Annotated in this window: 22 protein-coding genes; 6 read left to right on the top strand and 16 right to left on the bottom strand. The window is 43.3% G+C overall.

The genetic code is table 11. From position 1 onward, the window contains the following. The first annotated feature begins 53 nt into the window (after nucleotides 1-53). The 3 genes from BLS28_RS19525 to BLS28_RS19515 all read left to right on the top strand — a co-directional run bounded on the left by BLS28_RS19525 (nucleotide 54) and on the right by BLS28_RS19515 (nucleotide 7,582). The gene (locus BLS28_RS19525) at nucleotides 54-2,039 is read left to right on the top strand and encodes a M1 family metallopeptidase (RefSeq protein ID WP_256337486.1); all 1,986 of its coding nucleotides are present in this window, start codon (nucleotides 54-56) and stop codon (nucleotides 2,037-2,039) included. Nucleotides 2,040-2,721: 682 nt separating this feature from the next. Then, nucleotides 2,722-7,365 carry a DUF8693 domain-containing protein gene (locus BLS28_RS19520; RefSeq protein WP_091171444.1) on the top strand — a complete coding sequence of 1,548 codons (4,644 nt, stop codon included), beginning with the start codon at nucleotides 2,722-2,724 and terminating at the stop codon, nucleotides 7,363-7,365. Nucleotides 7,366-7,381: 16 nt separating this feature from the next. After that, nucleotides 7,382-7,582 carry a hypothetical protein gene (locus BLS28_RS19515; protein ID WP_091171442.1) on the top strand — a complete coding sequence of 67 codons (201 nt, stop codon included), beginning with the start codon at nucleotides 7,382-7,384 and terminating at the stop codon, nucleotides 7,580-7,582. Nucleotides 7,583-7,630: 48 nt separating this feature from the next. Here BLS28_RS19515 and BLS28_RS19510 read toward each other — a convergent pair whose 3' ends face one another. The 6 genes from BLS28_RS19510 to BLS28_RS19485 all read right to left on the bottom strand — a co-directional run bounded on the left by BLS28_RS19510 (nucleotide 7,631) and on the right by BLS28_RS19485 (nucleotide 11,426). Next, the gene (locus BLS28_RS19510) at nucleotides 7,631-8,296 is read right to left on the bottom strand and encodes a DUF4136 domain-containing protein (RefSeq protein ID WP_091171439.1); all 666 of its coding nucleotides are present in this window, start codon (nucleotides 8,294-8,296) and stop codon (nucleotides 7,631-7,633) included. A 233-nt stretch (nucleotides 8,297-8,529) separates the two neighbouring features. Beyond that, nucleotides 8,530-9,102 carry a Maf family protein gene (locus BLS28_RS19505; RefSeq protein WP_091171436.1) on the bottom strand — a complete coding sequence of 191 codons (573 nt, stop codon included), beginning with the start codon at nucleotides 9,100-9,102 and terminating at the stop codon, nucleotides 8,530-8,532. A 185-nt stretch (nucleotides 9,103-9,287) separates the two neighbouring features. Continuing rightward, nucleotides 9,288-9,809 (bottom strand): KdsC family phosphatase, encoded by a 522-nt coding sequence (locus tag BLS28_RS19500; protein WP_091171433.1) that lies wholly within the window; start codon nucleotides 9,807-9,809, stop codon nucleotides 9,288-9,290. Between the two features lie 149 nt (nucleotides 9,810-9,958). Beyond that, a complete protein-coding gene (iscX, locus tag BLS28_RS19495) occupies nucleotides 9,959-10,201 on the bottom strand; it encodes a Fe-S cluster assembly protein IscX (RefSeq protein ID WP_091171429.1) in 243 nt (80 codons plus the stop codon). A gap of 90 nt (nucleotides 10,202-10,291) precedes the next feature. Next, nucleotides 10,292-10,624 (bottom strand): 2Fe-2S iron-sulfur cluster-binding protein, encoded by a 333-nt coding sequence (locus tag BLS28_RS19490; RefSeq protein ID WP_090524420.1) that lies wholly within the window; start codon nucleotides 10,622-10,624, stop codon nucleotides 10,292-10,294. 19 nt (nucleotides 10,625-10,643) lie between these two features. Then, nucleotides 10,644-11,426 (bottom strand): Rossmann-like and DUF2520 domain-containing protein, encoded by a 783-nt coding sequence (locus BLS28_RS19485; RefSeq protein WP_091171426.1) that lies wholly within the window; start codon nucleotides 11,424-11,426, stop codon nucleotides 10,644-10,646. A gap of 82 nt (nucleotides 11,427-11,508) precedes the next feature. Between BLS28_RS19485 and BLS28_RS19480 the strand changes: the two genes are divergently transcribed. Next, nucleotides 11,509-12,429 carry an alpha/beta fold hydrolase gene (locus tag BLS28_RS19480; RefSeq protein WP_091171422.1) on the top strand — a complete coding sequence of 307 codons (921 nt, stop codon included), beginning with the start codon at nucleotides 11,509-11,511 and terminating at the stop codon, nucleotides 12,427-12,429. Between the two features lie 8 nt (nucleotides 12,430-12,437). Continuing rightward, the gene (locus BLS28_RS19475; protein WP_091171420.1) at nucleotides 12,438-12,824 is read left to right on the top strand and encodes a hypothetical protein; all 387 of its coding nucleotides are present in this window, start codon (nucleotides 12,438-12,440) and stop codon (nucleotides 12,822-12,824) included. Here the strand turns inward: BLS28_RS19475 and BLS28_RS19470 are convergent. The 9 genes from BLS28_RS19470 to BLS28_RS19430 form a co-directional block, all read right to left on the bottom strand. Further along, nucleotides 12,821-13,531 (bottom strand): phytanoyl-CoA dioxygenase family protein, encoded by a 711-nt coding sequence (locus BLS28_RS19470; protein ID WP_091171418.1) that lies wholly within the window; start codon nucleotides 13,529-13,531, stop codon nucleotides 12,821-12,823. The genes BLS28_RS19475 and BLS28_RS19470 overlap by 4 nt on opposite strands. 10 nt (nucleotides 13,532-13,541) lie before the next feature. Continuing rightward, on the bottom strand, nucleotides 13,542-16,004 hold the full coding sequence (ccsA, locus tag BLS28_RS19465; protein WP_091171415.1) for a cytochrome c biogenesis protein CcsA: 2,463 nt from the start codon (nucleotides 16,002-16,004) through the stop codon (nucleotides 13,542-13,544). A 9-nt stretch (nucleotides 16,005-16,013) separates the two neighbouring features. Continuing rightward, nucleotides 16,014-16,424, bottom strand: a complete 411-nt coding sequence (locus tag BLS28_RS19460; protein WP_091171412.1) for a cytochrome c maturation protein CcmE domain-containing protein — start codon at nucleotides 16,422-16,424, stop codon at nucleotides 16,014-16,016. A 375-nt stretch (nucleotides 16,425-16,799) separates the two neighbouring features. Next, the gene (locus BLS28_RS19455; protein ID WP_091171410.1) at nucleotides 16,800-18,236 is read right to left on the bottom strand and encodes a Glu/Leu/Phe/Val family dehydrogenase; all 1,437 of its coding nucleotides are present in this window, start codon (nucleotides 18,234-18,236) and stop codon (nucleotides 16,800-16,802) included. 152 nt (nucleotides 18,237-18,388) lie between these two features. Continuing rightward, nucleotides 18,389-18,598, bottom strand: coding sequence for a CcmD family protein (locus BLS28_RS19450; protein ID WP_091171407.1), 210 nt, complete (start codon nucleotides 18,596-18,598; stop codon nucleotides 18,389-18,391). A gap of 1 nt (nucleotide 18,599) precedes the next feature. After that, nucleotides 18,600-19,274 carry a cytochrome c biogenesis protein CcsA gene (gene ccsA, locus BLS28_RS19445; protein ID WP_426589359.1) on the bottom strand — a complete coding sequence of 225 codons (675 nt, stop codon included), beginning with the start codon at nucleotides 19,272-19,274 and terminating at the stop codon, nucleotides 18,600-18,602. 82 nt (nucleotides 19,275-19,356) lie between these two features. Continuing rightward, nucleotides 19,357-20,067 (bottom strand): leucine-rich repeat domain-containing protein, encoded by a 711-nt coding sequence (locus BLS28_RS19440; RefSeq protein WP_129567542.1) that lies wholly within the window; start codon nucleotides 20,065-20,067, stop codon nucleotides 19,357-19,359. Nucleotides 20,068-20,146: 79 nt separating this feature from the next. Continuing rightward, complete coding sequence (locus tag BLS28_RS19435) at nucleotides 20,147-21,331, bottom strand: carboxypeptidase-like regulatory domain-containing protein (RefSeq protein ID WP_091171399.1); 1,185 nt, start codon at nucleotides 21,329-21,331, stop codon at nucleotides 20,147-20,149. 191 nt (nucleotides 21,332-21,522) lie between these two features. After that, the gene (locus tag BLS28_RS19430) at nucleotides 21,523-22,206 is read right to left on the bottom strand and encodes a heme exporter protein CcmB (RefSeq protein ID WP_091171395.1); all 684 of its coding nucleotides are present in this window, start codon (nucleotides 22,204-22,206) and stop codon (nucleotides 21,523-21,525) included. 92 nt (nucleotides 22,207-22,298) lie between these two features. Between BLS28_RS19430 and BLS28_RS19425 the strand changes: the two genes are divergently transcribed. Then, nucleotides 22,299-22,784, top strand: a complete 486-nt coding sequence (locus BLS28_RS19425; RefSeq protein ID WP_091171391.1) for a methylated-DNA--[protein]-cysteine S-methyltransferase — start codon at nucleotides 22,299-22,301, stop codon at nucleotides 22,782-22,784. Here BLS28_RS19425 and BLS28_RS19420 read toward each other — a convergent pair. Continuing rightward, the gene (locus BLS28_RS19420; RefSeq protein ID WP_091171388.1) at nucleotides 22,781-24,709 is read right to left on the bottom strand and encodes a hybrid sensor histidine kinase/response regulator; all 1,929 of its coding nucleotides are present in this window, start codon (nucleotides 24,707-24,709) and stop codon (nucleotides 22,781-22,783) included. The two genes, BLS28_RS19425 and BLS28_RS19420, sit on opposite strands and share 4 nt — an antisense overlap. Nucleotides 24,710-24,731 lie beyond the last annotated feature (22 nt).

Here is a 24,731-nt window from a genome sequence, read left to right as displayed (position 1 = left end):
TAACAAACTGTTTTCCGGCCATCCTTTGTATATTGGGTGCTTAAATGCACACCATGAAATTAAAATTTATCGACATTGGTTTACTGTCGATTTTAGCACTCAGCGCATCGGCGCAAAAAGGGAAACTCAATCCAAACGATACTTCATCAAACTACAACCCGTCGGCGGCTTTCTCGCCTATGTTTTATACCGAAAAAGGTAACGATTTCCATTCGGCTAATGGCGCACCCGGTCCAAGGTATTGGCAAAACCGGGCAGACTATAATCTGAAAGTTGCCCTGGATACCGTTAAGAAAACAATCAGCGGTACGGTGGTGATCAACTATACCAATAACAGCCCGGATGCATTGCCTTACCTTTGGCTGCAGCTTGATCAAAATACTTATAAACAGGATGCCCGCTCTAACTTCTTCACAGACCATACCCCCGGTGTAGATCAGCATACCAGCGGTTACCAGATAGAATCCGTTTCGGTTGATAATGGCGATGTAGTTAAACCCGTACCATTTGTAATTACAGATGCCCGCATGCAGGTACGCCTTGCACACCCGCTGCAAAAGGGGGCAATAAAACTGCGTATTAATTATCATTACACCATTCCCGGTGCCTTTGGAGGCCGTACTGATTATTGCGATACCAAAAATGGCAAGATCTACGAAATTGCACAGTGGTTTCCGCGCATGTGTGTTTATGACGACAGTCACGGCTGGGATACCCTACCATTTCTGGGCAGCGGTGAGTTTTATTTAGATTATGGCGATATAGATTATTCGGTAACCGTGCCATGGGATATGATCGTAGCGGGATCGGGCGAATTGCTTAACCCTAAAGAGGTATTGACGGCTAAACAAATAGTCCGCTTAGACCAAGCCCGCAACAGTGATAAAACCATCATGATCCGTGATTTGGCCGAGGTTAATGATCCTGCCAGTCGCCCGGTTAACAAGGGTACCCTCACCTGGCATTTCAAAATGCTCAACACCCGCGATGTTGCCTTTGGTGCATCAAAAGCTTACATATGGGATGCAGCAAGGGTTAACCTGCCTGGCGGTAAAAAATCATTAGCAATGAGCGTTTACCCGGCCGAAAGCTATGGCAACGATGCCTGGGGCCGGGCTACCGAATATCTCAAAAAATCAATTGAATACTTTTCGGAAAAGTGGTTTGTATATCCTTACCCGGTTGCTATTAACGAAGCTGGTATTGCCGGCGGCATGGAATACCCGGGTATTGTGTTTGACGACATCACCGATAAAGGCAGCGTGCTTTACTGGGTAACCGCGCATGAGATAGGCCATAACTGGTTCCCGATGATTGTGGGATCAAATGAGCGCCGCTATGGCTGGATGGATGAAGGCCTTAACACCTTTATCGATATATATGCTTCCGATGCCTTTAATAAAGGTGAATATGCCCCTAAACGCGATAGTGAATACGCTCCCGGCGGCGGCAACCCCGCCGATGAAATTATCCCATCATTGCTTGATCCGCAATCGCCAAGTATTATGACGGCTCCTGATGCCATCCCCGAAAAATACCGCCATCCGCTTACCTACTATAAGCCGGCATTTGGCCTGGTATTGCTGCGCGAGCAAATTTTAGGGAAAGACAGGTTTGACTACGCCTTTAAAAACTACATTAACCAGTGGGCTTACAAACACCCACAACCTGATGATTTTTTCCGTTCGATAGAGAATGGGGCGGGCGAAGACCTTTCCTGGTTTTGGAAGGGCTGGTTTTACAATAACTGGCTGGTTGATATAGCGCTTATCGACGCGAAATATGCAGGTAAAGATGCATCCAAAGGTATCACCATCAAAGCGGTAAACAAAGAGCAGTTGCCCATGCCGTTTACTGTTGAGGTAAAATTTAAAGACGGCGGCAAAAAACGCTTTTACCTGCCGGTTGAAACCTGGCTGCAATCCGGGCAAATCACTTATACACTGCCTACTAAACAGGAAGCTGAATCGGTAAGCATTGATCCCGACAACGCCCTGCCTGATCTTAACCGCGGCAATAACAGCCAAAAGGTTAAATAAAGCATATAATGCCAGGTGTTCAATTTTTAAAGTGGAACACCTGGCGTATTTTCTTAAATAAACAAATACTGATTATCAGATACTTGCATTTTACACAAAACACAAACTGAACACATATACATTGACAATCAGAATATTACAATTCCGCACCACAAAAAGTTGAACACCCGCTTTTTAAAAATTGAACACTTATCCAACGTCGCTCTGAAACCCCCATGTAACATATAGTCATCGTTACATTAACCGGCATTCGGTTGACAAAAGTCAATGGTGATGATTATTACGGGACATATTACCCCAATCAAACCTGAACAGTTTATTACCGGAAACAAAAATCCTCACTCCTAACAGGAATATTTTTAAATATTTATCGTTACCCGGTGATTAATTAGCTCTTACTGTAAGTTAACAGCCTGCTTATTGATTAAAAGCATAGTAGAAAATATTCCCCAAAATGTGTAAACAATAATCAATAATTAATTTCTCTAAATTTTCCATTTTTTCAATAAAAAACATCACAACCGATGCCATTGGCAACACAACCGCATATTTGAGTTGAAATTTGTACTTTAATCCGGTTTTATTGAACCAGCATCATTATTGATATTACTTGCCCGAAACCCTATTAAATTTGAAATCACAATTACGCTGCGTTTTATTTACCGGATATCTGCTATGCCTGATGAGCGCAGTTGCGGCCCAGGAAACCAGCGATAACCTTACCTACTATTACAATAACTTTGAAACTTCCTCTGCCGGTAATATAACATCATTAGGAGCAACCGGGGTTGGTAATGCCGCCCGCACAAGTTCGTCGGTTACCATAGATGCATCAACTACAAGTCCTTTAAACGGCTCGGTAAGCCTGCGATCCGCGGTACCTGCAACCAACGCCATAAGCGCTATCAGGTGGGATTTTGTCGGAAGCGGCACATCAGGGAGCGTAGATCTTACTCAGAATGATTTTGAGTGGAATTTCATTTATAAAAATAATAGTGCAACCGGCCCGGATGACCCCGATGCGATGGCTGTAGGTAATAATTCATGGCGCTATTGGCTTATTGCCAACGGGTATACAGCCAATACCATGCAGGGCATTTATATAACCCATACCGGTACAACACTCAGTTTAAGGTATAGGTATGACTCAAATACCGGGACGGGCCGTTACAATGAGCTGCTCAATGCCACCATGGCCAACGACCAGCAAACCTACATGATCAAAGTGCAACGGTTGAAAGACGGTCGTTGGGCAATATTTAAAGATGTTTTTGTAACCGGCATGACCACAGCCAAAACCCTTGTTGCTTCAAGTACAAGTACAACTGGTAGCGGGTTCAGCAGCTATTATTATTCCTATCTTGAATCAACATGTACTACTGCCGGCAGATTTCAATGGGATAATTTTGATATGTACACCCGTGTACTCCAATTTACCACAACAGACGCAAACGGAACGGCAAATAATGTTACACAGCCGCCTTACTACGCCGGCGAAAGCGTAATCCTTTACGGGTTAAAAATAATATCAAGAGGCAATTTCGTTATCAACCAATTGGTACTGAACACGTCAGGCTCCGGGTTCGAGGCATATTTCAATGGTTCAGGAAGTCTCTACCGTTCAGATGATTCCTATTACTCCACATCAACAGACGCACTGATAAGTTCAGTAACTTACACCGGCAACGCTATACAAGATTATAGTGTGGGCGACCTTATCTCAAGCTCGGGCAATACAGATGGATCTTACTCTGTCCCCGGTTATTATTTTTATACAGGTACAGTAAAAAGCCAGCTAAACTATGGCAGCAGCCCTACAGGCACTATTACCGTCACCAGTATTAACACCCTTACGGGGAATGGAAACAGCTCAGCCATTACTTATACAGGCCCATCCTCAAATGGTAATACTATAACTTTTGATGATGCCATTGACTGGACAGGCGCATATGACAGCAACTGGAATGATACCCGTAACTGGAGCCCAGCAACTATTCCTACTACAAGCTATGCGGCACGCATAGGCGTTGTTTCATTTTATAACCAGCCCACCGTTCAAAGCAGTGTGCCTAATGTTGCTTTCCTGATATTAGGCCCCTTAAAAAGTACAATGAGCGGAACCCCATCTATTATATTAACCATCAAAGATACCTACTCCCTTACGGTTACCGGCGCCATCACGCAAAATCACAACAGTAGTGCCGGCGGCGTGACAACAACCATTACCGGTACAGGTACTGGTACATTAAACTGTAGCTCATTTGTAGTTGGCGATAATACCACTCCTCCTACGCCTACAAGAAGCGTCAGCCCAACATCCAATACAACCATAATAAATACAACGGTTCCGGTATTCAATATCACCAATTCGTTAAGTTTAAACACTACCTCCTCGGCATTGGGAACCTATACATCAGGATTACAAAATTACTCTGTTAATAACGCCACGTTCCATCTAAATTCGGGAATATTAACAATAAGTAGTATAGCTACCACAAATTCAAGCTACGTAAACATGACCAGCGGGGGTCTTACTATTACCAATGCGGCCCTCGTTGATATGGATACTGGTACCGGGGCTACTACTTTAAACTTAACAGGCAATACCCCAATAAGTGCCGCTACAGGTGGCACTATCGATTTCACCACCGGCGGCAGCGGCACCGGACTCGTTAACTACGCAGCTACTTCGGGCACGCAAACTGTACACGCCACTAATGACAGCTTTATAGGTACAACCCCCTCCAACTATGATAACCTCACCTTATCAGGGGCGGCAGCCAAAACTGTCGACGGCGGCGCGCTAACCGTAAGCGGAAACTGGATCACAAGCGGGGGTGCAATAGGCCTTAACACGAACAACCCTGTTATAACTGTTACAGGAACCTGGAGCAATTCGGCAAACGTAACCCAGGGTTCTGGCAATATTAGTATTACTGGCAACACTACTAACAGCGCTGTTATTACAGGCGGGGCGGGCACACTAACCTTAAATGGCGATTACACCAACACGGGTACGTTTACGGCAGGCACCGGAACAGTGTTTTTTAGTAAAGCAGGCGCTCAATCTCTTACAGACAACAGCACCAACGGCACAAAATTTAATAATGTTACTGTTAATGGCAGCGGTATAAAAACCATGTCGGGCGCCGGTAAATTCGCGGTATCATCCTCGGGTATACTTACTATGGGCGGTACAGCTACCCTTGCTGCCGGCGGTGTTTTAACGTTAAACTCCGATGCAACAGGCTCAGCCACTGTAGATGCTATTCCTTCCGGCACAGCAATTACAGGCAATGTAAACGTACAGCGTTTTATAAGCGGCGGCAATTCATATAACCGGGGGTACAGGTTACTTTCATCACCCGTTAATACAGGTTCATCAGCCAAGGTAATCAGTATAAATTATCTTAAAAACTCATCATGGATAACCGGCACTACAGGCACAACGGGCGGCTTTGATAAATCGGGCAATCCCACAATTTATTGCTTCAGGGAAAACATAGCCTCGTCGCAAGCGTCTTTTACAGCCGGTAATTTCAGGGGCATCAACAATATCAACTCCCCGCCAACTTATATTTTTGATACCGACGGTTCACATACCATACCTGTCGGAAACGGCTTCCTTTTCTTTTTCAGGGGAGACAGGACAGCCGCCGATCTTGCAACTTCAACAACCGCAAGCTATGTACCCACCAACACCACTTTAACAACAACAGGTACATTAAACACAGGTGACATTACAGTAACCAACTGGTACAGCGGCACAACCAGCCTCTTGTTCAGCAATACTACAGGCAGCCAGGTTAACGGATATAACCTGGTTGGAAATCCTTACGCAGCCACCATCAATTGGGAAAAATTTAACCGCAGGGGCACAACAACAACCGTTTCCGCCACATCCTCAATTTACGGGGCCGGTTTCCCCTCAGAGGTATCTTCGGCTGCAACCCTATCTGCTCCGGGCAAAATATGGGTTTACAATCCAAAAACAAAGCAGTATGCCAGCTACATGCAAAAGGCCACTGCTATATCTACAGCAGATACGACTACCAATATTAACCCCGGTATTTCGAGCGATGGCTATGCAAGTAATATGATAGCCAGCGGGCAGGCGTTTTTTATACAGGCTACCTCAGCTTCGCAATCATTAACTTTCAGGGAATCGGCGAAGTCAACAACGCAACCAACGGCATCAAATCTGATAGCCTTATTAAGTGCCCCTGCTGATAAGGGGTTACAGAAACTGGCGGCCACAGCTGCCGACATGGACATATTGAAGGCTGCCGAAGCACAATTAGCAGCATCACAACAAACTTCATCATCATTGGCCGAACCGATATTAAGGCTGCAAATGATAAAGGACTCCATTAATACCGATGATATTGTTATTGCATTTAATAACGACGCGAGTACAGCGTTTGAAAATAGTAAAGATGCGGAAGACCTGGGCACCAATGGTGCACAGATAGCCTTGTCGGCCCTGTCAAGCGATAGCGTTAAAACCGTTATCCATCACCGGCCTTTCCCCAAAAAGCAACAGGAGATCATTCCCCTAACGTCTGACGCTACCTCATCCGGGCCTTATCAATTAAAACTAAGAGCACTTAGCAACGTACCTGCCATTTATGAAATATGGCTTAAGGATAACTTTACTAAAGATTCGTTGGATCTTAAACACAACAACATTTACAGCTACAATATTGATAAAAGTACCCCGGCTACTTTTGGTAAAAAACGTTTTCAGCTGATATTGCGCCAATCACCTGCATTGGGCTTGCGGCTGCTTGATTTTAATGCCGTAAAAGCAACCGGCGGGGCTAAAACAACCTGGATTGTTGAAAATGAGGCAAACTACACCACATTTACGCTGCAAAGAAGCACAGATAACGGCAAAACCTGGGAAAACCTGGATGTGATAAAATCGAACGGTTTGGGAACTTACTCTTATACTGACCCTAACCCGGCAAAAGGCTTAAATAATTACCGTGTTCAGTTAACTGATTTAAACAATGATATCAGCCTGTCAAAAGAGCTGCCATTAATGTATGCCAATACAAAAAATAACATAAGCAATAGCCTGCTTACGATATATCCAAACCCTGTAACAGAAACATTAAACCTAACCATAGGGCAAACCAACGCTTCAGCAAACTATAATATTCAGTTAACCAACAGCAGTGGTGTGATACTGAAGGCAGTAAATATCACACAGCTTTACTGGAAAAACAACGTAACCGGTTTAGTGCCGGGAACATATATTATAAGGGTTACCGATAATAAAACCAAACAGTTGATTGGCACCGGTAAATTTTTAAAACAATAACAAGCGATTTGCGCATATGAAAAAAAAGTTCTTTTTAACCGCCCTTGTTTTTGCGGCTGCCACCCTAAGCTGTTTTGCCCAGTTAGATAATCCCTGTGATAATGCCGATGGCGACGCTAACTGCCCGCTTGATGGCTGGGTTATTGTTTTAGCTGTAGCCGTCCTTATTTTTACTGTAACCCATTTATACCGCAAACAAAAATCCCTCCAGGCTTAGCGCCCGAAGGGATTTTTGCATTAGTTCAATAATTGATCAGCAAATTTCTTATGCTTTTTTCATTGGCACCTGGTCTTGCTGTACCTGGTTAAGCTGTAGTTGTTCAATAATGCCGTTAACTACTTTGGGCAGTTCCTTTACAGTTTTTTGCGGGTTGTGCAGTTCGCCAACACCAAAACCACGCCATACCAGTTTGCGCGATTTGGTATCCATAATGTCAATAATCAGGGTACCTTCTTTGTAAGGCACGCGGGCATAACCGCCGCCGCCATAACCGTAACCATAAGGATATCCCCAACCCCAACCGCCATAGCCATAAAACGGACGATAGCCCCAGCCACCTCCCCAACCCCAGCCAAATCCTAAACCGAAGCCCGGGTAACCGCCATAGTAATAAGGATAAAACTCAGTTTTCATTCCCCTGCCGGTAACTGTGGTATAGCTTACCAACAGATCGGGGTTATTTTCCTGAAATTTTAACCCCTTGTTTTCCAATGCCGAAATAGCCGCGTCCTTAACCTTTTCATCAGCCACTTCCTTTTTTACAACTGCGCCGGCTTTATTGGTCATGGTTGCAGGAGGTAGCCAGGCAAATGTACGGTAAGCGGATAAATCTGTTTTGTTTCGGGCTGCGGTGTAATAGTTGTAACTGCTGCATGCAGACAAGGCAGCCACCAGCAGTAACACCAGCCCTGTATTAATAGTTTTTTTCATGACAAATTACTCCCTTTATTTAATACGTTAGACTATGCAGGAAACAAAGGTTTAAATTAAATAATTATTTATTTAATTGTACCGGAAAAAACACGCTTTATCAAAATTGACGATGTTTAGCGAAACTGTAACGACGAATAAAATGGTTTGCGAAAGGCACAAGTAATCCCCGCACAGGCAGCCGCACAATACTTGCGCCTGTATGTGGTGTGTGAGTTGCAATACCAGGAAATCTATTTGCTTAAGCTGCGCAATTGCGCATAAACCTTTTGGGTAGGTAAGCCGACAACGTTGGTATATGAGCCTTCAATCCGTTCGATGCCTATCAGGCCTATCAGCTCCTGGATGCCGTATGATCCGGCCTTATCAAGCGGCTGGTACTTATCTACATAATTACTGATCTCGGCATCAGAAAGCTTGCGGAAGAGCACTTCGGTAAGATCATAAAAATTGTTATAACGCCCTTTATATAACAAACATACACCGGTAATAACCTGGTGTACACGGCCCGATAGCATTTGCAGCATTTCGATAGCATGTGCGCGGGTTTCGGGTTTACCCAGTATCAGGCCATCAATACAAACTATAGTATCGGCAGTAAGCACAACCTCATCTCCTACCGTTTCGTCAAATGCTTCTGCTTTTTTACGGGCTATATGTAGGGCAACCTCTGTTGGGGTAAGCCCATCGGGGAAAGACTCATCAACCTCTTTAAGCACAACCCTGAAATCAATATCCATAAGCCGGAGCAACTCCTGCCGTCTTGGCGATTTTGATGCGAGAATTACGGGTGGGATGATGTTCATATTTTTAGTTCATGGTTGATGGTTCATAGATCATGGTAGCTGCATTGATTAGTTCGTAGCAAATGGTTCATAGATCATAGTAGCAACAAAACTATTGATAACCATGATCTGCCGAGTTTATTCCATGAACCATGATCTGTAGATTATCGACTATGGGCTATGGGCTATGGACTATGGACCAAACCCTACCAGCTATACGCCTGTTTGCTCATCCATTTATCCTGAACCTTAAGCACTTTTTCAATGATATCGCGGGCACAGCCTTTGCCTCCGCCGTAGGGCGATACGTAGGCGCTAACTGCTTTGATCTCTTCAACAGCATCGGCAGGGCAAACAGGCAGGCCTGCAAGCTTCATCACTTCCAGGTCGGGAATATCATCGCCCATGTATAAAACGTTGGTGGCGATTATGCTTTTTTCTTCCAGGTAAATCTTGAACCTTTGCGATTTGGTATGTGTGCCCATATACACGTCCTGGATGCCAAGGCTGTTTAACCTGTACATGGCACTTTTTGAGCGGCTGCCCGATATGGCGCAAACATTATAACCGCATTTAACAGCTAACTGTAGCGCGTAGCCATCTTTAATATTAAAGGCGCGGCTTTGTTCGCCAGCTTCCGTTACAAAAACAGACCCGTCGGTCAAAACGCCATCCACATCAAAAATGAGGGTAGTAACATCTTTTAATTTATTCAGGAATGATTCCATGGTTATGATTACACCGATTTTGTTTCGTGATCCCACCGATTTGTTGAGGTGATTTCACCGATTTTTTGATTACAGAATGTTTGCTTTGTGCTAAACTGCTAATCGCAAATTTAAAACTGCAAACCGCCGGCTCAAAACTGCCAACTGAATTATTGATTATCCCGCCACTCGTATACCCAGGCCGATTGGATCTGCTCCAGGTGGCCTTCGTTTGATTCGGCACGGGTACCGGCAAAATTAGGCAGGCTCAATACCCATTCCAGCAGTTCGGTAAAACGGATGCGGTATATTCTTGATTCGTCAAAATCGTCACCAAACTTTTCATAAAGTTCAATGGCAATATCTTCATAATCATTCCAGTGAATTGGTAAGGCAAATTTATTATCGCTCATTTTTGTTGATTTTACGTACTACCCGGGGGTTGCGCTAATACGTTGTAAATTATACGTTTTATTTATTGTTTAAACGGATTGATGCAAATATTAGTGGCCTAAAAACTGCGACTGATCCGGCAGGGTAACTTCAATGTCGCCATCAACAATCACACACTGGCAACCCAGGCGCGAATTAATGCGCGGGTTAACAGCCCTGTCAATAAAATCCTCTTCTTTATCGGATATCTCCTGGATATTATCCATCCCCTTGTTTACATAAACATGGCATGTGCTGCATCCGCAAACACCACCGCAATTGTGCTGTAGTTCAATGCCATTCTCCAGGCATACGTCTAATACAGATTCTCCTTCGGCTATAGGTAACTCAACGCTTTCGTGCCCTTTTTCCTCGAAATTGATCTTTATTTTATAAATGTTCATTTAAGCAAAAGTAACAAAATTACTCGGGTGCGGTAACCCCTTTGTTGTTTTTGATAATACCCTGACTTAACAAACTGTAAATATCCTGTAACATAGGCATCTCGCTTAACATCTGCATGTGAGTGGCCATAGTGCCCTCATCATTGCGTACTGCAGGGCCGGTTTGTACATTGCGTGGTTCCTGTTCAAGCACTTTTTGGGCAGTTTCCAGGATCAGGGGGCGCAGCATGTTAAACTCCATTTGATTTTGCGCAAGCAGGTCTTGGGCAACCCCGTACAAATAATTGGGGAAATTACAGGCAAATACCGCGGCGAGGTGCAATATTTTGCGCCGGGCGGAGTTAACGCTATATACATTATTACTGATGGTAAATGCCAGCTGCTTTAAATCAGCAAGTATACCGTCGTCAGCACCTTCAAGACAGAGCGGGACAGATCTGAAATCAACCTCTCTTATTTTGCTAAACGTTTGCAAGGGATAAAATACACCGGCCTTTGGGGTAAAAGCCAGCAAACTGTTCAAATCGGTTGAGCCCGATGTATTTACTATTAACTTTTTATGGGCCGACAACGCTTTAACAACAGTCGTTATAGCATCGTCCTTAACCGAAACAACAAACAATCCCGTATCAGGATTAATATTGTCAAGGTTATCTATCGCTTCGGCGCTAACATGGTAGGCCAATAAAGCGGCATGCTGTATATCGCGGCTGTATACCTGCACAATACGGTGGCCTGCATTTTTAAACGCTGCTGCCATATGGGTTGCTACGTTGCCGGAGCCTATTATGGTAATGTTCATATATTCTTTACAATAGATATAATTATTTAACTAACTGTAGTATAAATATTTCTGTATTTTAGAAACCAACATCTAATACCGCATGAAAATACTTAAAGTAAGCATTATAATTGTGATATTTCTTGTCGGGGCCGCGTCATTAATACTATACGGCTTCTATAGATATAACAATAAAGAAACCAAAACCTTAACCGATACCAGCCGCAAAAATGTTCCCGGCAACTTCATCAAATTAAGTCAGGGCGTAACCCATTACCAGCTCGAAGGCCCTGATAGTGCCCAGGTTGTTATACTTGTCCACGGCTTTAGCGTACCCTATTATATCTGGGACCCAACGTACGATTTTTTGATAAAAAAAGGATACCGGGTATTACGCTATGATATGTTTGGCCGTGGTTATTCAGACAGGCCCAATGTGCCCTATAACCAGGAGCTTTACAATACGCAGCTGCTCGATCTCATTAATCAACTTAAATTAAACGGGAAAATAAATTTAGCAGGCGTATCATTCGGTGGCGCAGTGATAACCAATTTTACCTGCAGTCACCCCGGTATGGTTAACAAACTAATACTTGTTGACCCGGTATATGAACAAAAAAAGCCGGTAGCTCCGCAATATTTCACACTCTACAACGAAGCTGTGAACTCCGACGAAAGAGCAAAAGGACAAACAACCGATTTTCTTTATCCGAGAAACCACCCCGAATGGGTAAACCGCTACCTGCCGCAAATGGAGTATAAGGGGTTTAGAAACGCGCTGGTTTCAACCCTGTACAATTACAATCAAAATGGTCGCGAAAGCAATACCTGCCTCAACAGTGCAGGCAAAAGCGTATTACTGATATGGGGCAAAGCTGATAAAACCCTACCCCTACGTTTTAGTGATTCCATCCGTAGTGTATTGAAGACCGACTTTTTCCCTGTTGATGGCGCAGCACATTTACCCATGATTGAAAAGGCCGACACCGTAAATGCTAAAATCCTTTCGTTTTTGAAGGGGTAATAAACTATATGGCCGACGAATTTAATGTATGGGAACAAGGTAACTCTATCGCTAAGGATAAATACCTGGATAATATAAGCTATAACGACGAAGGTCTCACGATCACTTTAAAAAGTATAAACGAAAATGACCCTATTTTAAAAGTCACGTTTAAAACTCATTTCTCATTCAGAAACACAAATGAATCATTCAGAATCAATTCCATTTACAATGATAAATTTCAAAACGGAATAAATTATTCTACAGATACTCAATATTTAAGATGGATTAAAGAGGAAACACACAGCATTTACAATGAAGCGGGACTTGTCCATTATCTTATCTGTAGTAATGATGATATTACAGATGTTATCAGCAGCTCCGCGCCGGTTTTAACCTTAGTATACTCCACCTAAGCTTTTTCCGCCCAATCAATCTCATCAGCAAGCGTTGCCCTGCTAAACTCAATATGTGCTACCCTACGCTTTTTGTTATTGGTGGTTCGGCTTGAGGCGTGCATGAGCAACGGCCGCATGATCATGATACTACCGGCCTGTACATTGCAGCTTACTTCAGTTTCTTGCTGCCAGTCGATGTTTTCGGGGCGATAAATTTCTTTAAGGTGTGAACCGGGCAATACTTTCAATGCACCATTATTTTCATTGGTGTCATCCAGATGAATGCGGACAGTGAAATTATCCTGCAAAACATAAAGCGGAGGCTGCACAGCAAACTGATTTTGCTTAGCCGTCCAGGGGCCGTAACCCGCTATATCAATTTTCCTATCCACCGAGATGGTCAAATCCTGGTGCCAGGCTACAAACCAGTTGGACGATCCCGGTTTATCAAAATAGATGGATTTTACAACAAAGTAGCCATCGCCAAAAACATTGGAGATAACGTTTTTTAACCTGTCATTCAATAAAAGAGGGGAAACATCCGGAACAGCCTTTAAAAATTGCCTTATGGCAAATACATCATCAGTTTGCCGGAACAACGGCCCCGACCTGTCGGCCGATTCGATAATGTTAATAATGGCATTAATTTCGGCACTGGTATAAATATCATCAATAACGGTGAACCCGTCATGATCAATATTATACCGGTGCCCGGTTAAATCCATCTAACAGAAATTAAACGGTTTTAAGTTCTTTATTACGCCTTTGGATAGAAAGCAAAAAGCCAATCACCATAATGATAGTACCGCTCCAGAAGAAGTTGATATACGGGAAGCTGATAGCGCGCATCACAATCCATGGGCGTTTGTTTTGCGGCTGCTGGTAAACAGTGATTTCTACTTTTTTATTTTCGGGGTTGATCCTTGAGAAACGCAGTTTTAATCCGGCATCCTCAACCTTGCGGGCAAAATCAAACACGTTACCGCCCCTGATCATGAACACAGGTTCGGCAGTATACACCTTGCCATCATGCGCATGAACTTCAATATTGGCGCCGATAGCCACATCGTTGGCTGTAAGCGGGATATTTTGCACCGTAGCCTGTTTGTTTAATGATTTAACCAGCATGAAGCCGTCGCGGTACCTGATGGTATCGCCAATGGCAACTTCGTGTGCTACAGGCTCATCGTAGTTTTTATCATCGTTACCTTCGTCATGCCCGGCCTCGCCCTGCATGGCAAAACCTTCGCTTGGTATAGCGGTAACGTGAGTATAAAGGTCATTTAATAAATAATGCTTGGTGTCAGGCGATGAAGACATTCCCGCATCACGGCTGGCCTGCACTTTGGGTTTAAGCACAAAGTTTTCAAGCAGTTTACCATTGGCGTCAAACTTTTTATAATCAACCCTGTAAAAATGGTAAGGTGATGAAATGGAGTCGCCAAGATAGGTAACTGTATAATCGCCCATTTTTACCGGGGTGTTTTTATAGATCATGATATTTTCGCGGGCGTTACCTGCTTTGGCATCAAAGCCCTGCACATTAACCACACCGCTTGCATTTTCAGAAACCACTTTGCTGGTACCTGCCGCTATCACCGCGCCAACCATTAGCAAACCAAAACCTAAATGCGCCACTGCCGAACCGGCCAGCTTGAACTTACCTTTAAAAGCATCAACCAATACTTTGGCATTGGCAATAACCGAATAAACCGAACCGCACATCACCAAATTGAACACGAAGTTAAGGCGATAAACACCGGTTAAGTAAACAACAAGCGCCGTTACCAATATGGCAAACAAAAGGTAAACGCCTGTAGTAATGAAAAACCGGGTAATATCAGTCTTTTTATATTTCAGGAATTGCGTAAAACCGGTAAGTAAAGTCACCACAAACGCAAATGACGACTGGATCACATTATAATGTTTAACAGCATCAGAAGGAGGTGCAATCTTGGTACCAAACATGGCATTCCATACAGGCACCGATGTTACTACAATAAGGTGGAAGCAAGATAACCCTAAAAATACTGAACCTACGAACATCCAAAACTCACGCGAGTACGTTTCTTCATCTTTTTTGGTGATAGGCAGTTCTTTCCATCGCCATACCAAAACCCAAACAGATAAAACAAGGAATATCAGGATGCCGATAACCAGCTGCCAAAACATACCTAAATCGGTAAAAGCATGCACAGAGCTTTCACCCAAAATACCGCTTCTTGAAAGGAATGAAGTATACCATACCAGTACAAAACTCAGCAATACCAGCAGTGTAGCTGTAAAATATGAGTGGCCTGTATTTTTAAATACGATAAGTACGTGCAATGCCGCAACCATTGTTAACCACGGAAATATCGAACCGTTCTCAACCGGGTCCCAGGCCCAAAAGCCACCGAAGTTTAACGACTCATATGCCCAGAACGAGCCCATGATCACACCGGTACCCAATATCATAGAACCAAACAAGGCGTATGATATAGCGGGCTGTACCCATTCTTTATATCGCTTTTGCCAAAGCCCGGCAACCGCGTAAGCAAACGGAACTATAATAGATGCAAAACCCAGGAACAAGGTAGGCGGGTGAATAACCATCCAGTAATTTTGCAGCGATGGGTTCATTCCTTGCCCGTCTTTTATAAAGTCGAGGTAGTTTGGCTGCGAGAATATAGGCGCTTCGATACCTGAATTACGCAACAACAAGAATGGCGAGCTGCCTATCCGCTGACCGAAAATATCGATCCCAAGTACCATGGTTCCCAGAATAACCTGCGACAGGGCAACAACAGTCATCACCGGGCGCTCCCATGATTTAGCCCTTGCAATAAGTACATTACCTAAAACGGCCTGCCAAAAGGCCCAAAGCAAAAAGCCGCCCTCCTGTCCGTTCCAGAAACCCGATACCAGGTAATAAACGGGCAGCGAACGCGAGGTATAGGCCCAGGCGTAATGATATTCGAAATAATGATTATAAAGCACATAGAACAGGCAGGTGCCCATTCCTAAAATAGAGATGGAATTTACGTAAAAACCTAAACGTCCTAAACGCTGCCAGCTGCTGTCGGCCTTACCGGCATCATCTGTAGTAGCAAAATAGTAACTTATGAATGACAGCAGGGCTGCACCAAACGAAAGAACAATAAAAAACTGGCCGATTTGTCCCGGTAAAAGGTGTTCGCCCTTAAAAACTGTATTCATCAAAAATGATTAAATGCTGGCTTGTTTAGCCTTCGCTTCTGTAACTTCTAACTTATCCTGCGTGTATTTGGAAGGACATTTCATCAGGATCTTTGATGCATGAAACTCGCTGCCAACCATCTGGCCGGTAAGTACCAGTTGCTCCGAACGCTCAAAGTCTTCCGGTTTGGTACCGGTAAAAACAACTTTACGCTCTTCGCCTTTATTATCTTTCATATAAAATGAAAAATAATTGGCGTCCTTAGCAGCGTCATAAACCATTTCCTTTCCCTTGCTGAAGTGGCCTATTACATGCAGTTCGCTGCTGGTTTGCTGCGCTTCGGCAAAGGTTGCATAGGTGCTTGAGCTTGAATAAACACTTATGATAACCGCTATGGCTATAGCGATAACAACAAGACCAAAAATTGCACTTTTTTTCATCTGCGGTTTATATTATTAAAATAACGATTTGCAAAAATACAAAACGTGCAGCGAATAATGTTTATTACAAGACATATGTATTATTTAGAATCATTCTTAATAGAAACGTCAGAACTCGAATTTGATGAATTTTAAGAATTGGTCGAATGTTAATACTTGTGCTTATCTATTAAACGTGCTTTTGCGAAAAGCGAAGAAATTCTTGAAATTAGTTTAATGCGAGTTCTGAAACTATTATGGCGATGCCTTCGGCCCGGGCTCTACGCTCATTGGCCGGTATCCGCTGCGATCCCTATCGCGGCATAATTAAAAACAAAAACGAGGTAAGCTTTTTCAAACCCACCTCGCTATATATCGAAACTATTAAATCCTTAATTATGGCCAGATACCTAAATTTTGGTACGATACCGCTATTTTATTGATTGCGCCAACCATGGCCGCGTTACGCAGGGTGCCAATCTCAGGATTGCTTTTATAGATCTCCCTGATCTCGTGGTATGAGCGGATCATGGTATCTTCCAGTCCTGAATTTACCAGTTCAAGCTCTGATGCACCTTTGATAATGGTTGAGCGCTGTACCGGAGTTAAAGCTACCCCGGTAATCCCTTCAACCATGTTTACCAGGTTAAGATTTGAATTCTCTTCAAACCTGCGGTTCATACGGCCGAAAGCTACGTGGCTCAGGTTTTTCAACCATTCAAAATATGATACGGTAACACCGCCGGCATTGGCAAACATATCCGGAACTATCATCCCACCATTGGCGTAAAATATAGCTTCAGCTTCGGGTGAGGTTGGGCCGTTAGCGCCCTCAACAATAATTTTAGCTTGTATGTTGCGGATGTTTGTTTCGGTGATCTGGTTTTCAAGGGCTGCCGGTACCAGGATATCGCACGGCTGCTCAAGGCCTTCCATGGTATTGGCAAATTCCTGTATTGCCGCAGCGTATCCTAAAATAGAACCGGTTGCCTTACGGTGCTGAAATACAGCCTCGATATCTAAACCGTTCTCGTTATAAATAGCGCCTTCAAATTCGCATAAGCCAACTATTATCGCACCCATTTCGGATAAAAACTTAGCCGAATAATAGCCTACGTTACCAAGGCCCTGCACAATTACCCTTTTACCTGATAAACCCGGCAGCAGGCCAATCCTTTGCATATCCTCACCAACGCTTACACACTCGCGGGTAGCGATGGCCACACCACGGCCGGTAGCTTCCCTCCTGCCAGCAATACCATGCAGGGCGATAGGCTTACCGGTTACGGCGCCCATAGCATCCAACTGACCGGGGTTCATGGTAGCATAAGTATCGGCAATCCAGCTCATTTCGCGCTCGCCCGATCCATAATCAGGTGCAGGCACGTCAATGCTTGGGCCAATAAAATTCTTTTTGATTAACTCAACGGTATAACGGCGGGTGATGTTTTCCAGCTCGCTTACGGTGTAGTTTTTAGGGTTTATTTTGATACCGCCTTTGGCACCGCCAAACGGAACGTTAACAATGGCACATTTGTAAGTCATGAGCGCGGCGAGGGCCATTACCTCATCCTCGTTCACCATTTCGCTGTAGCGGATGCCACCTTTGGTTGGCGACTGATGGTGCGAGTGCTCAACGCGCCAGGCGTCAATTACCTCAAAACTGTTACCCTTGCGAATGGGGAAACGGAAGCGGTAAACACTGTTACATGATTTAATTTGATCAAGCAGGCCTGCATCGTGTTTGGTGAATTGGGCAGCATGATCGAAGTTTTTGCACACGTCGCTGAAGAAGTGTGTTTCCTGGTCGGCAATCAAAATATTCGTAGCCATAACTATTGTATAAATATTAATCTCTTAAAAAAGTGAGCAAATTTGGTACAATTTTTATCAATATTGCAAATATTTCTTAGTTAGTGTGCCCTATACACCAGTCAACACCGTCACGAATGATATGTTTAAATTGTTTAAACATATTATTTGAACTACTTTTCGTTTTCGACTTTTTTTAATCTGCGGTCTATAGTAAACAGGTAAATGGCCAGTCCAACAAAAATTATGGAAATAGTTGCTACAACCACGTAAATTTTTCCCGACTGGCGCAGGGTATCTGCCATTTCAACCTGCTGCCCTGGCTGAGCAAAAACAGCGGTACAAAACGTAAGCAGTAGCAATAAAAGCGTTAATTTCTTCATCTTAATTTATAGCGTTCTTCTTATTCTCAATTAAACGGATGCGGTAACGGATAGTTGCTATCCAAAGGGCAATAAAACTCCAGCCTAACATAGCCGGGTAAAAGGCTATCTTCATACCGTTATCAAGGTCGTATTTACCAAATGCAGGGTTACCGCCGCTGCCGGGGTGCAATGAATCTGTCATGCGGGGCAAAACAAATATCAGCACAATCATGATGGGGAAAGCGAAGATATTGTAGATAGCCGAAATCTTGGCCCGCTTCTGCTCCTCATCAATAGAATTACGAAGCACCAGATAAGCACAGTACAACAAAAATGCAATGGCCGCGCTGTTTTGTTTGGGGTCGCCGCTCCAAAATTCGCCCCAGGTAAATTTTGCCCAAAGCATACCGGTTAAAAGGCCTAAGGTGTAAAACAGCAACCCGGTATTAACGCTCTCAACAGCAGCAAGGTCATGCTCTTCTTTACCCGTTTGCAGGTATTTAATACTGAAATAAACCGATACCACAAAAACAGTCAGCATCCCCATCCACATGGGTACGTGAAAATACAAATTACGGATGGTTTCGTGAATAATTGGCAGCCTCGGCGCTTTGAGAACCAGGCCCGTGTAAAAGGTAGACAGCACCAGCAAAACAGCCGCAACCTTCCACCATGTTTGATAAATAAACTTCATATGATTTATGCAGGCAAATGTAACTAATTATTTGCTCATTGATTCGACACTAAGTTTAGGCAAACATAAAGTATTACACATTTTAGTGAATCTCTCTTATAACTGGTGCGGACTTAAAATTCTCCTGACCGGCACTCTTTATTACTTTCACAGTATTACTTACATAAAACGTTGACAGCAATTTGTTATTGGAAATATCTAATTGGGATACAGCCGTTGAAAGCAGTCCAATGTAAGTGAGAGCAACGTTTGGTCTGATGTCAATGGTCTTTAACGCCTTATTATCTATTAATTCTAATACGCTGAGATTAGTCAGATTTTCCAATTTGATGTTTTTAAACGCATTGCTCTGTAAATAAAGTTGTCTTATGCTATCAGTGCCATTTAATTCGACTGTTTCCAAGTCATTATGGGCCGCCGCCAAAACGGTCAAATTTCTGAGATTCTTTAGCGTCAACTTTTTTCCGAGAACATTGCCTCCGATATAAATTTCCTTAATCGTATTATTGTCAAAAAACACATCCAGGTTCGCAATCTGGTTAGACATTGCATAAACCCTTTCTAAACTTTTAAAATATTTTAAATCATCTAACAGCCTAATATCACTTTTGGCAATGTTTAAATTCGCCACAGTGTCAATTTCGGATACTTCTATTTCGCCGTTTTTATTAAAATCATAGCCTCTTTTAAGTAAAGCCGATTTTAAATTTTGGTCTTTAAATACTATTTGTTGTGCTGAAACTCCCTGCGCAACAAAAACAACAGCTAACACTAAATAGCTTATATATTTCATAAAGGATGGTAACAAGAATTATATCTGCGATGGTGGCGGCAAATATAATTCGAAATAAGCAAAGTCTTCCTGAAATTAATCAATCCCCCGGCTCATAATCCACCGGCAGCAAATCGCCAAGCTTTGCCTTCGACCATGAACCCTCGTAAAGCGGGCTTGGGCTCGACACTACGATACCGTTCATATCAAATGCAATATAGCCCGAATATTTGGTCATGATACTGGTTTCATAATTAGGCATATCCAGCGGGTGATAAACATCCTTAAACTCGGTAGTCTCTTCGCGTTTGGTATATACTACGTATAAAAAGTGCGGAAAGGTGAGCGCGTAAATCCCATCCTGTGGTGTTTTCCGCAAGATCTCAAACTCCTGGTAAGGCAGCTTCGCGAGGTTTTCGCGGTACCATTTGGTCATCTTCGACAGGTTATAATAACGCATGGCCGAATCGCGCGGGCCTTCCCGGTATTTTTTCATCTTCTGCATCAATACCGCTTCCTCAGGTCGTTCAGGGTTAATTTGCCTTGTAAAATCGTGTGCTTCAAACCCTTCTTCTTTTAACTTTCCTTTATAAAGCGAGCGGTAAAAATGCTGAGCCGATCCATAATAGGCCTGTTCGCGTTTCTGCTTCCAGAGTTTCTTCTGCGCTGCGCTGCCGGGCAGGTTCTCGAACAGGGCACTTCCCGAATAGGATATGGTGTGCTCAATAGCATCATACAAAAAGTTCTTCAACAAAAATTTGGTACGATAGCCCAGCGCCAGGTTCTCTACCACCAAAAACTCATCGCCAGAGGCCTCCAATTGCTGCTTTCCCCTGTGGTAGATAATATTTAAAATATGTGGATTAGTAACCTTACACTCCTTGCCATTTTCGGTATCGCCAACAAACTCCTTCCTAAACAGTTCGTAATTTTTTTTCCAGTCGGCGCTGCTGCTGATCACTACTTCGCGCAGCATCAGCACTTTTTGATTAACCTCGATACTTAATTTTGCAGGTTCGCGGCCAACCAGTACCGTTATGGAGTATTCTTCAATGCTAACGCCGGTAACCACCAACTGGTATTGGCCTGGTTTAACTCCGGCCAGGGTAAAGGTCCCATCCTCGGCAGTGGAAGTACCGTAGGTGGCATTATTTAAAAATACGCTGGCATTGGCTACCGGGCTTTTAGTATCGGCCCGCACTACCTTACCTGTAATAGTACCGGTTTGTGCCGAAACTATGAGCGGACATATAAACGCGATAAGCAAAAACCAATAAAAACGCATTAATTAAAATTAGAATGTTTTTTCAATCCGCTAAAAAACGCATTTTTTATGAACGGTTAATGAATTGCCGGTGTATAATTTTTGTTGCGGGAATGTCTGAACCCGAATTTATTGAATTAGAGAATTTATATTTTTAATCTTTTTAATTCAGCCTGTTTCTTGATTCTTAAATCCGGTTCGGCCAATTCAAATTAGTCCCTCCACAGGTATGGGAAAAGCAGTAAGGCAGTAGCTATTACAATGGCATTAATAGCGCACAGAACGCCTATGTTGCCGTAAAAGAAACTCCGGTCTACCCCGTCCATTGCGCTTTTACTTAACTTAATAAGCACCAATATAACAGGGATAATAACCGGAAAGCTTAATATAGCCATCAGTGTACCATTGTTACCGGCCTTTGATGCAATGGCCGAGATCATGGTGAACACGGTGGAAAAACTGACGCTCCCCAACAACACAGCCAGGAAATAATACAGCGGGTCGCCAAGAGTATTGGGAAAAAACACTTTAAATACCACCAATGCCAATGTGCTTAACAAAGCCATCAGCAAAATATTATAGATTGTTTTAGACAGGATGATAGCCTGCGGGCTGGCAATGGAGTAATAATAGAGTAACCGGCTTTTACTTTCCTGCATAAAGCTTTTGGCAATGGCATTTACCGATGCAAACAGCATGATGATCCAGAACAACACGTTCCAAACTATGGGGTAACCGCTGCTGTTGGAAAAGCCGGGGTTTAAGTTGAGGGAGATATAACAAACAAAAACCGTTGAAACCACATACAGCAAAACGCCATTAAAAGCATATTTGGACCGCCACTCCAGCAAAACTTCCTTTTTGAGCAGGTACCAGGTTTCATTAACAAGTTTCATCACCGCAAATGTAATAATTACCTGCGAGTGAGTAAGGGCATTTGACAAGCTAAAAAAATTAGCTTAATTTTGAATATAACATACCAATTACCATGCCTGTAGCTTATTTCCGCACGCCAGTTGGCATTGCCCGCATTACCGAAGAAGATGGCTTTATAGCATCAGTATCGATACGCGATGAGGAATATGAGATTGCTCCTGCTCCCACCCCGTTGCTGCAAGCTGCTATTGATGAGTTAAATGAATACTTTGCCGGTACAAGGAAGGAATTTACTTTTCCTATAAAGCAGGAAGGCAGTGAGTTTCAACAACAGGTTTGGGACGAGTTGATCCAGATCCCTTATGGAACAACCATTACTTACGCCCAGCAGTCAAACCAAATGAACAATCCGTTGGCTATAAGGGCAATAGCATCTGCCAACGGCCGTAACAACCTATGGGTTGTAGTACCCTGCCACCGGGTAATAGGTTCAAATGGCAGCTTAACCGGCTATGCAGGCGGTATATGGCGCAAAAAATGGCTGCTTGAGCATGAGGCAAAGGTAATGGGTGTTGGGCAAACCAGGCTTGAGTTTTAAACGCCCACCTTCAATAACCTTGACATTTTTTCATGCAGTTGGTATGGCTGAAACGGCTTTGAAAGCACATCGTTCATCCCTGCCGATAATGCTTCCTGCTGCTCATGGTCATAACTTGCTGCCGAAAGCGATATGATGGGAATACTCCGTTTAGGCTCCTCAAAATCAACCCTGATGGTTTTAGCTGCCTGGTAACCGTTCATTTCGGGCATATGGGTATCCATTAAAATAATGTCATAGTCTTTATTGGTAAGCCTCTCAATAACCTTGCGGCCGTTATCAACCATCTCTACCTCTACATTCCAGTCCTTTAATATTTTGGAGAGCATAAACTGGTTAACCATGTTATCTTCAGCTACCAGCACCCGTACGTTATTAAACGGCGGCAATATCTTATCAGTTTTGGGAGTTACCTTAGTTTTGGGTTTAACAGTGATGGTATACCAGCATACAAAATTAAAAGTACTACCCCTGCCTACCTGGCTGCTTACGGTAAGTTCGCCTCCCTTTAGCTCGGCCAGCTTTTTCACTATGGTTAACCCAAGCCCGGTACCACCATATTTGCTTACGGTATCGTCTTCGGCCTGTTCAAATGAATCAAAGATGCTGTTAAGCCTGTCGGCCGGGATTCCGATGCCCGTATCCTCAACACTGAATTTCAGCTTTACCTTTTCATTGTGTTTTTGAAGTACGGTAATCTTGAGCTTTACATAGCCCCTTTCGGTAAACTTAAGGGCGTTACTGATCAGGTTCATCAATATCTGGTTCAGGCGCAATGAATCCACCATGAGGTATTCAGGTACTTCATCTTCAATATCCAGCAAAAACTCAATATTATTTTCGTCGGCTTTAAATTTAAGCAGGTTAAAAACCGAGTTTACAATGTCATAAACATTATTGGCCGTACGGATGATACTGAATTTACCAGCCTCAATTTTTGAGATATCAAGTACATCATTGATCACACCCAATAACGATTTTGAGGAGGTATCAAGCAAATCAAGCATACCCACTTGCTGATCGGTAAGGCCTGTTTTACGCAAAAGCGAAGTGATACCTATAATGCCATTAACCGGTGTACGCAGCTCATGGCTCATATTGGCCAAAAAGGTTTCTTTCACCTTTTTGCTGTACTCCGCGCTTTCTTTTGATTTGATAAGCTGCTCCTGGTAACTTTTTTGCGGAGAAATATCGCTGATATTAATAAATATCGTTTTGTTACGGTATGCCGCCCGGCACTCCACCCAAATTACCCTTTTATCAAAGGTTTCAAACTTAAATTCAAAAATGGCATAGCCCAGGTTGTCTTTTATGATTTCACCCAATTTTTTGCGAAACGACGGCTTATGATCGTCTATGGCCAGGTCAACAATACTTTTGCAAATAAGTTCATCAGGCCTGAAACCCATTATCTTTTCGACGGTGGGGTTGATATTGTCAATGCGGAGACTTTGCGCGTCGACCGATGTTATAATATCGGCCGAGTTTTTTACAACGATGGCATAATTCTGCAGCTCATCGTTCTTTTGTTTTATTTCGGCCTGGGTACGGGCCAGTTGTACAAATGAATCAACCTTGGCCGATGTAATATAAGGATCGAGCGGTTTGTAAAGATAATCTACAGCGCCGGTACCGAGGCCTTTAACAGCATACTTGGCTTCTTTTGAAATGGCTGTAACAAAAATAACCAGGATATCTTTGGTACGTGGGTTTGATTTAAGCATTTCCACCAGTTCAAAGCCGTCCATTTCGGGCATCTGAACATCAACTAAAGCAATGGCAATATTGGTTTCCCAGGCAATTTTAAGGGCTTCATTTGGCGAGGTAGTAGAGAACATTTTAATATCATCGCGTTTAAGCAATGCTTCAAGCGCGATAATATTCTCTTCTCTGTCATCAACAATTAGAATATTAACAGGGGTCATTTAATATTAATTAGGGGGTGGT

The sequence above is a fragment of the Mucilaginibacter gossypii genome (assembly GCF_900100945.1).
In the GTDB taxonomy this organism is placed as follows: domain Bacteria; phylum Bacteroidota; class Bacteroidia; order Sphingobacteriales; family Sphingobacteriaceae; genus Mucilaginibacter; species Mucilaginibacter gossypii.
Note: the sequence above shows the minus strand (reverse complement) of the source record. Positions and strands in the feature narration are given on the sequence as shown.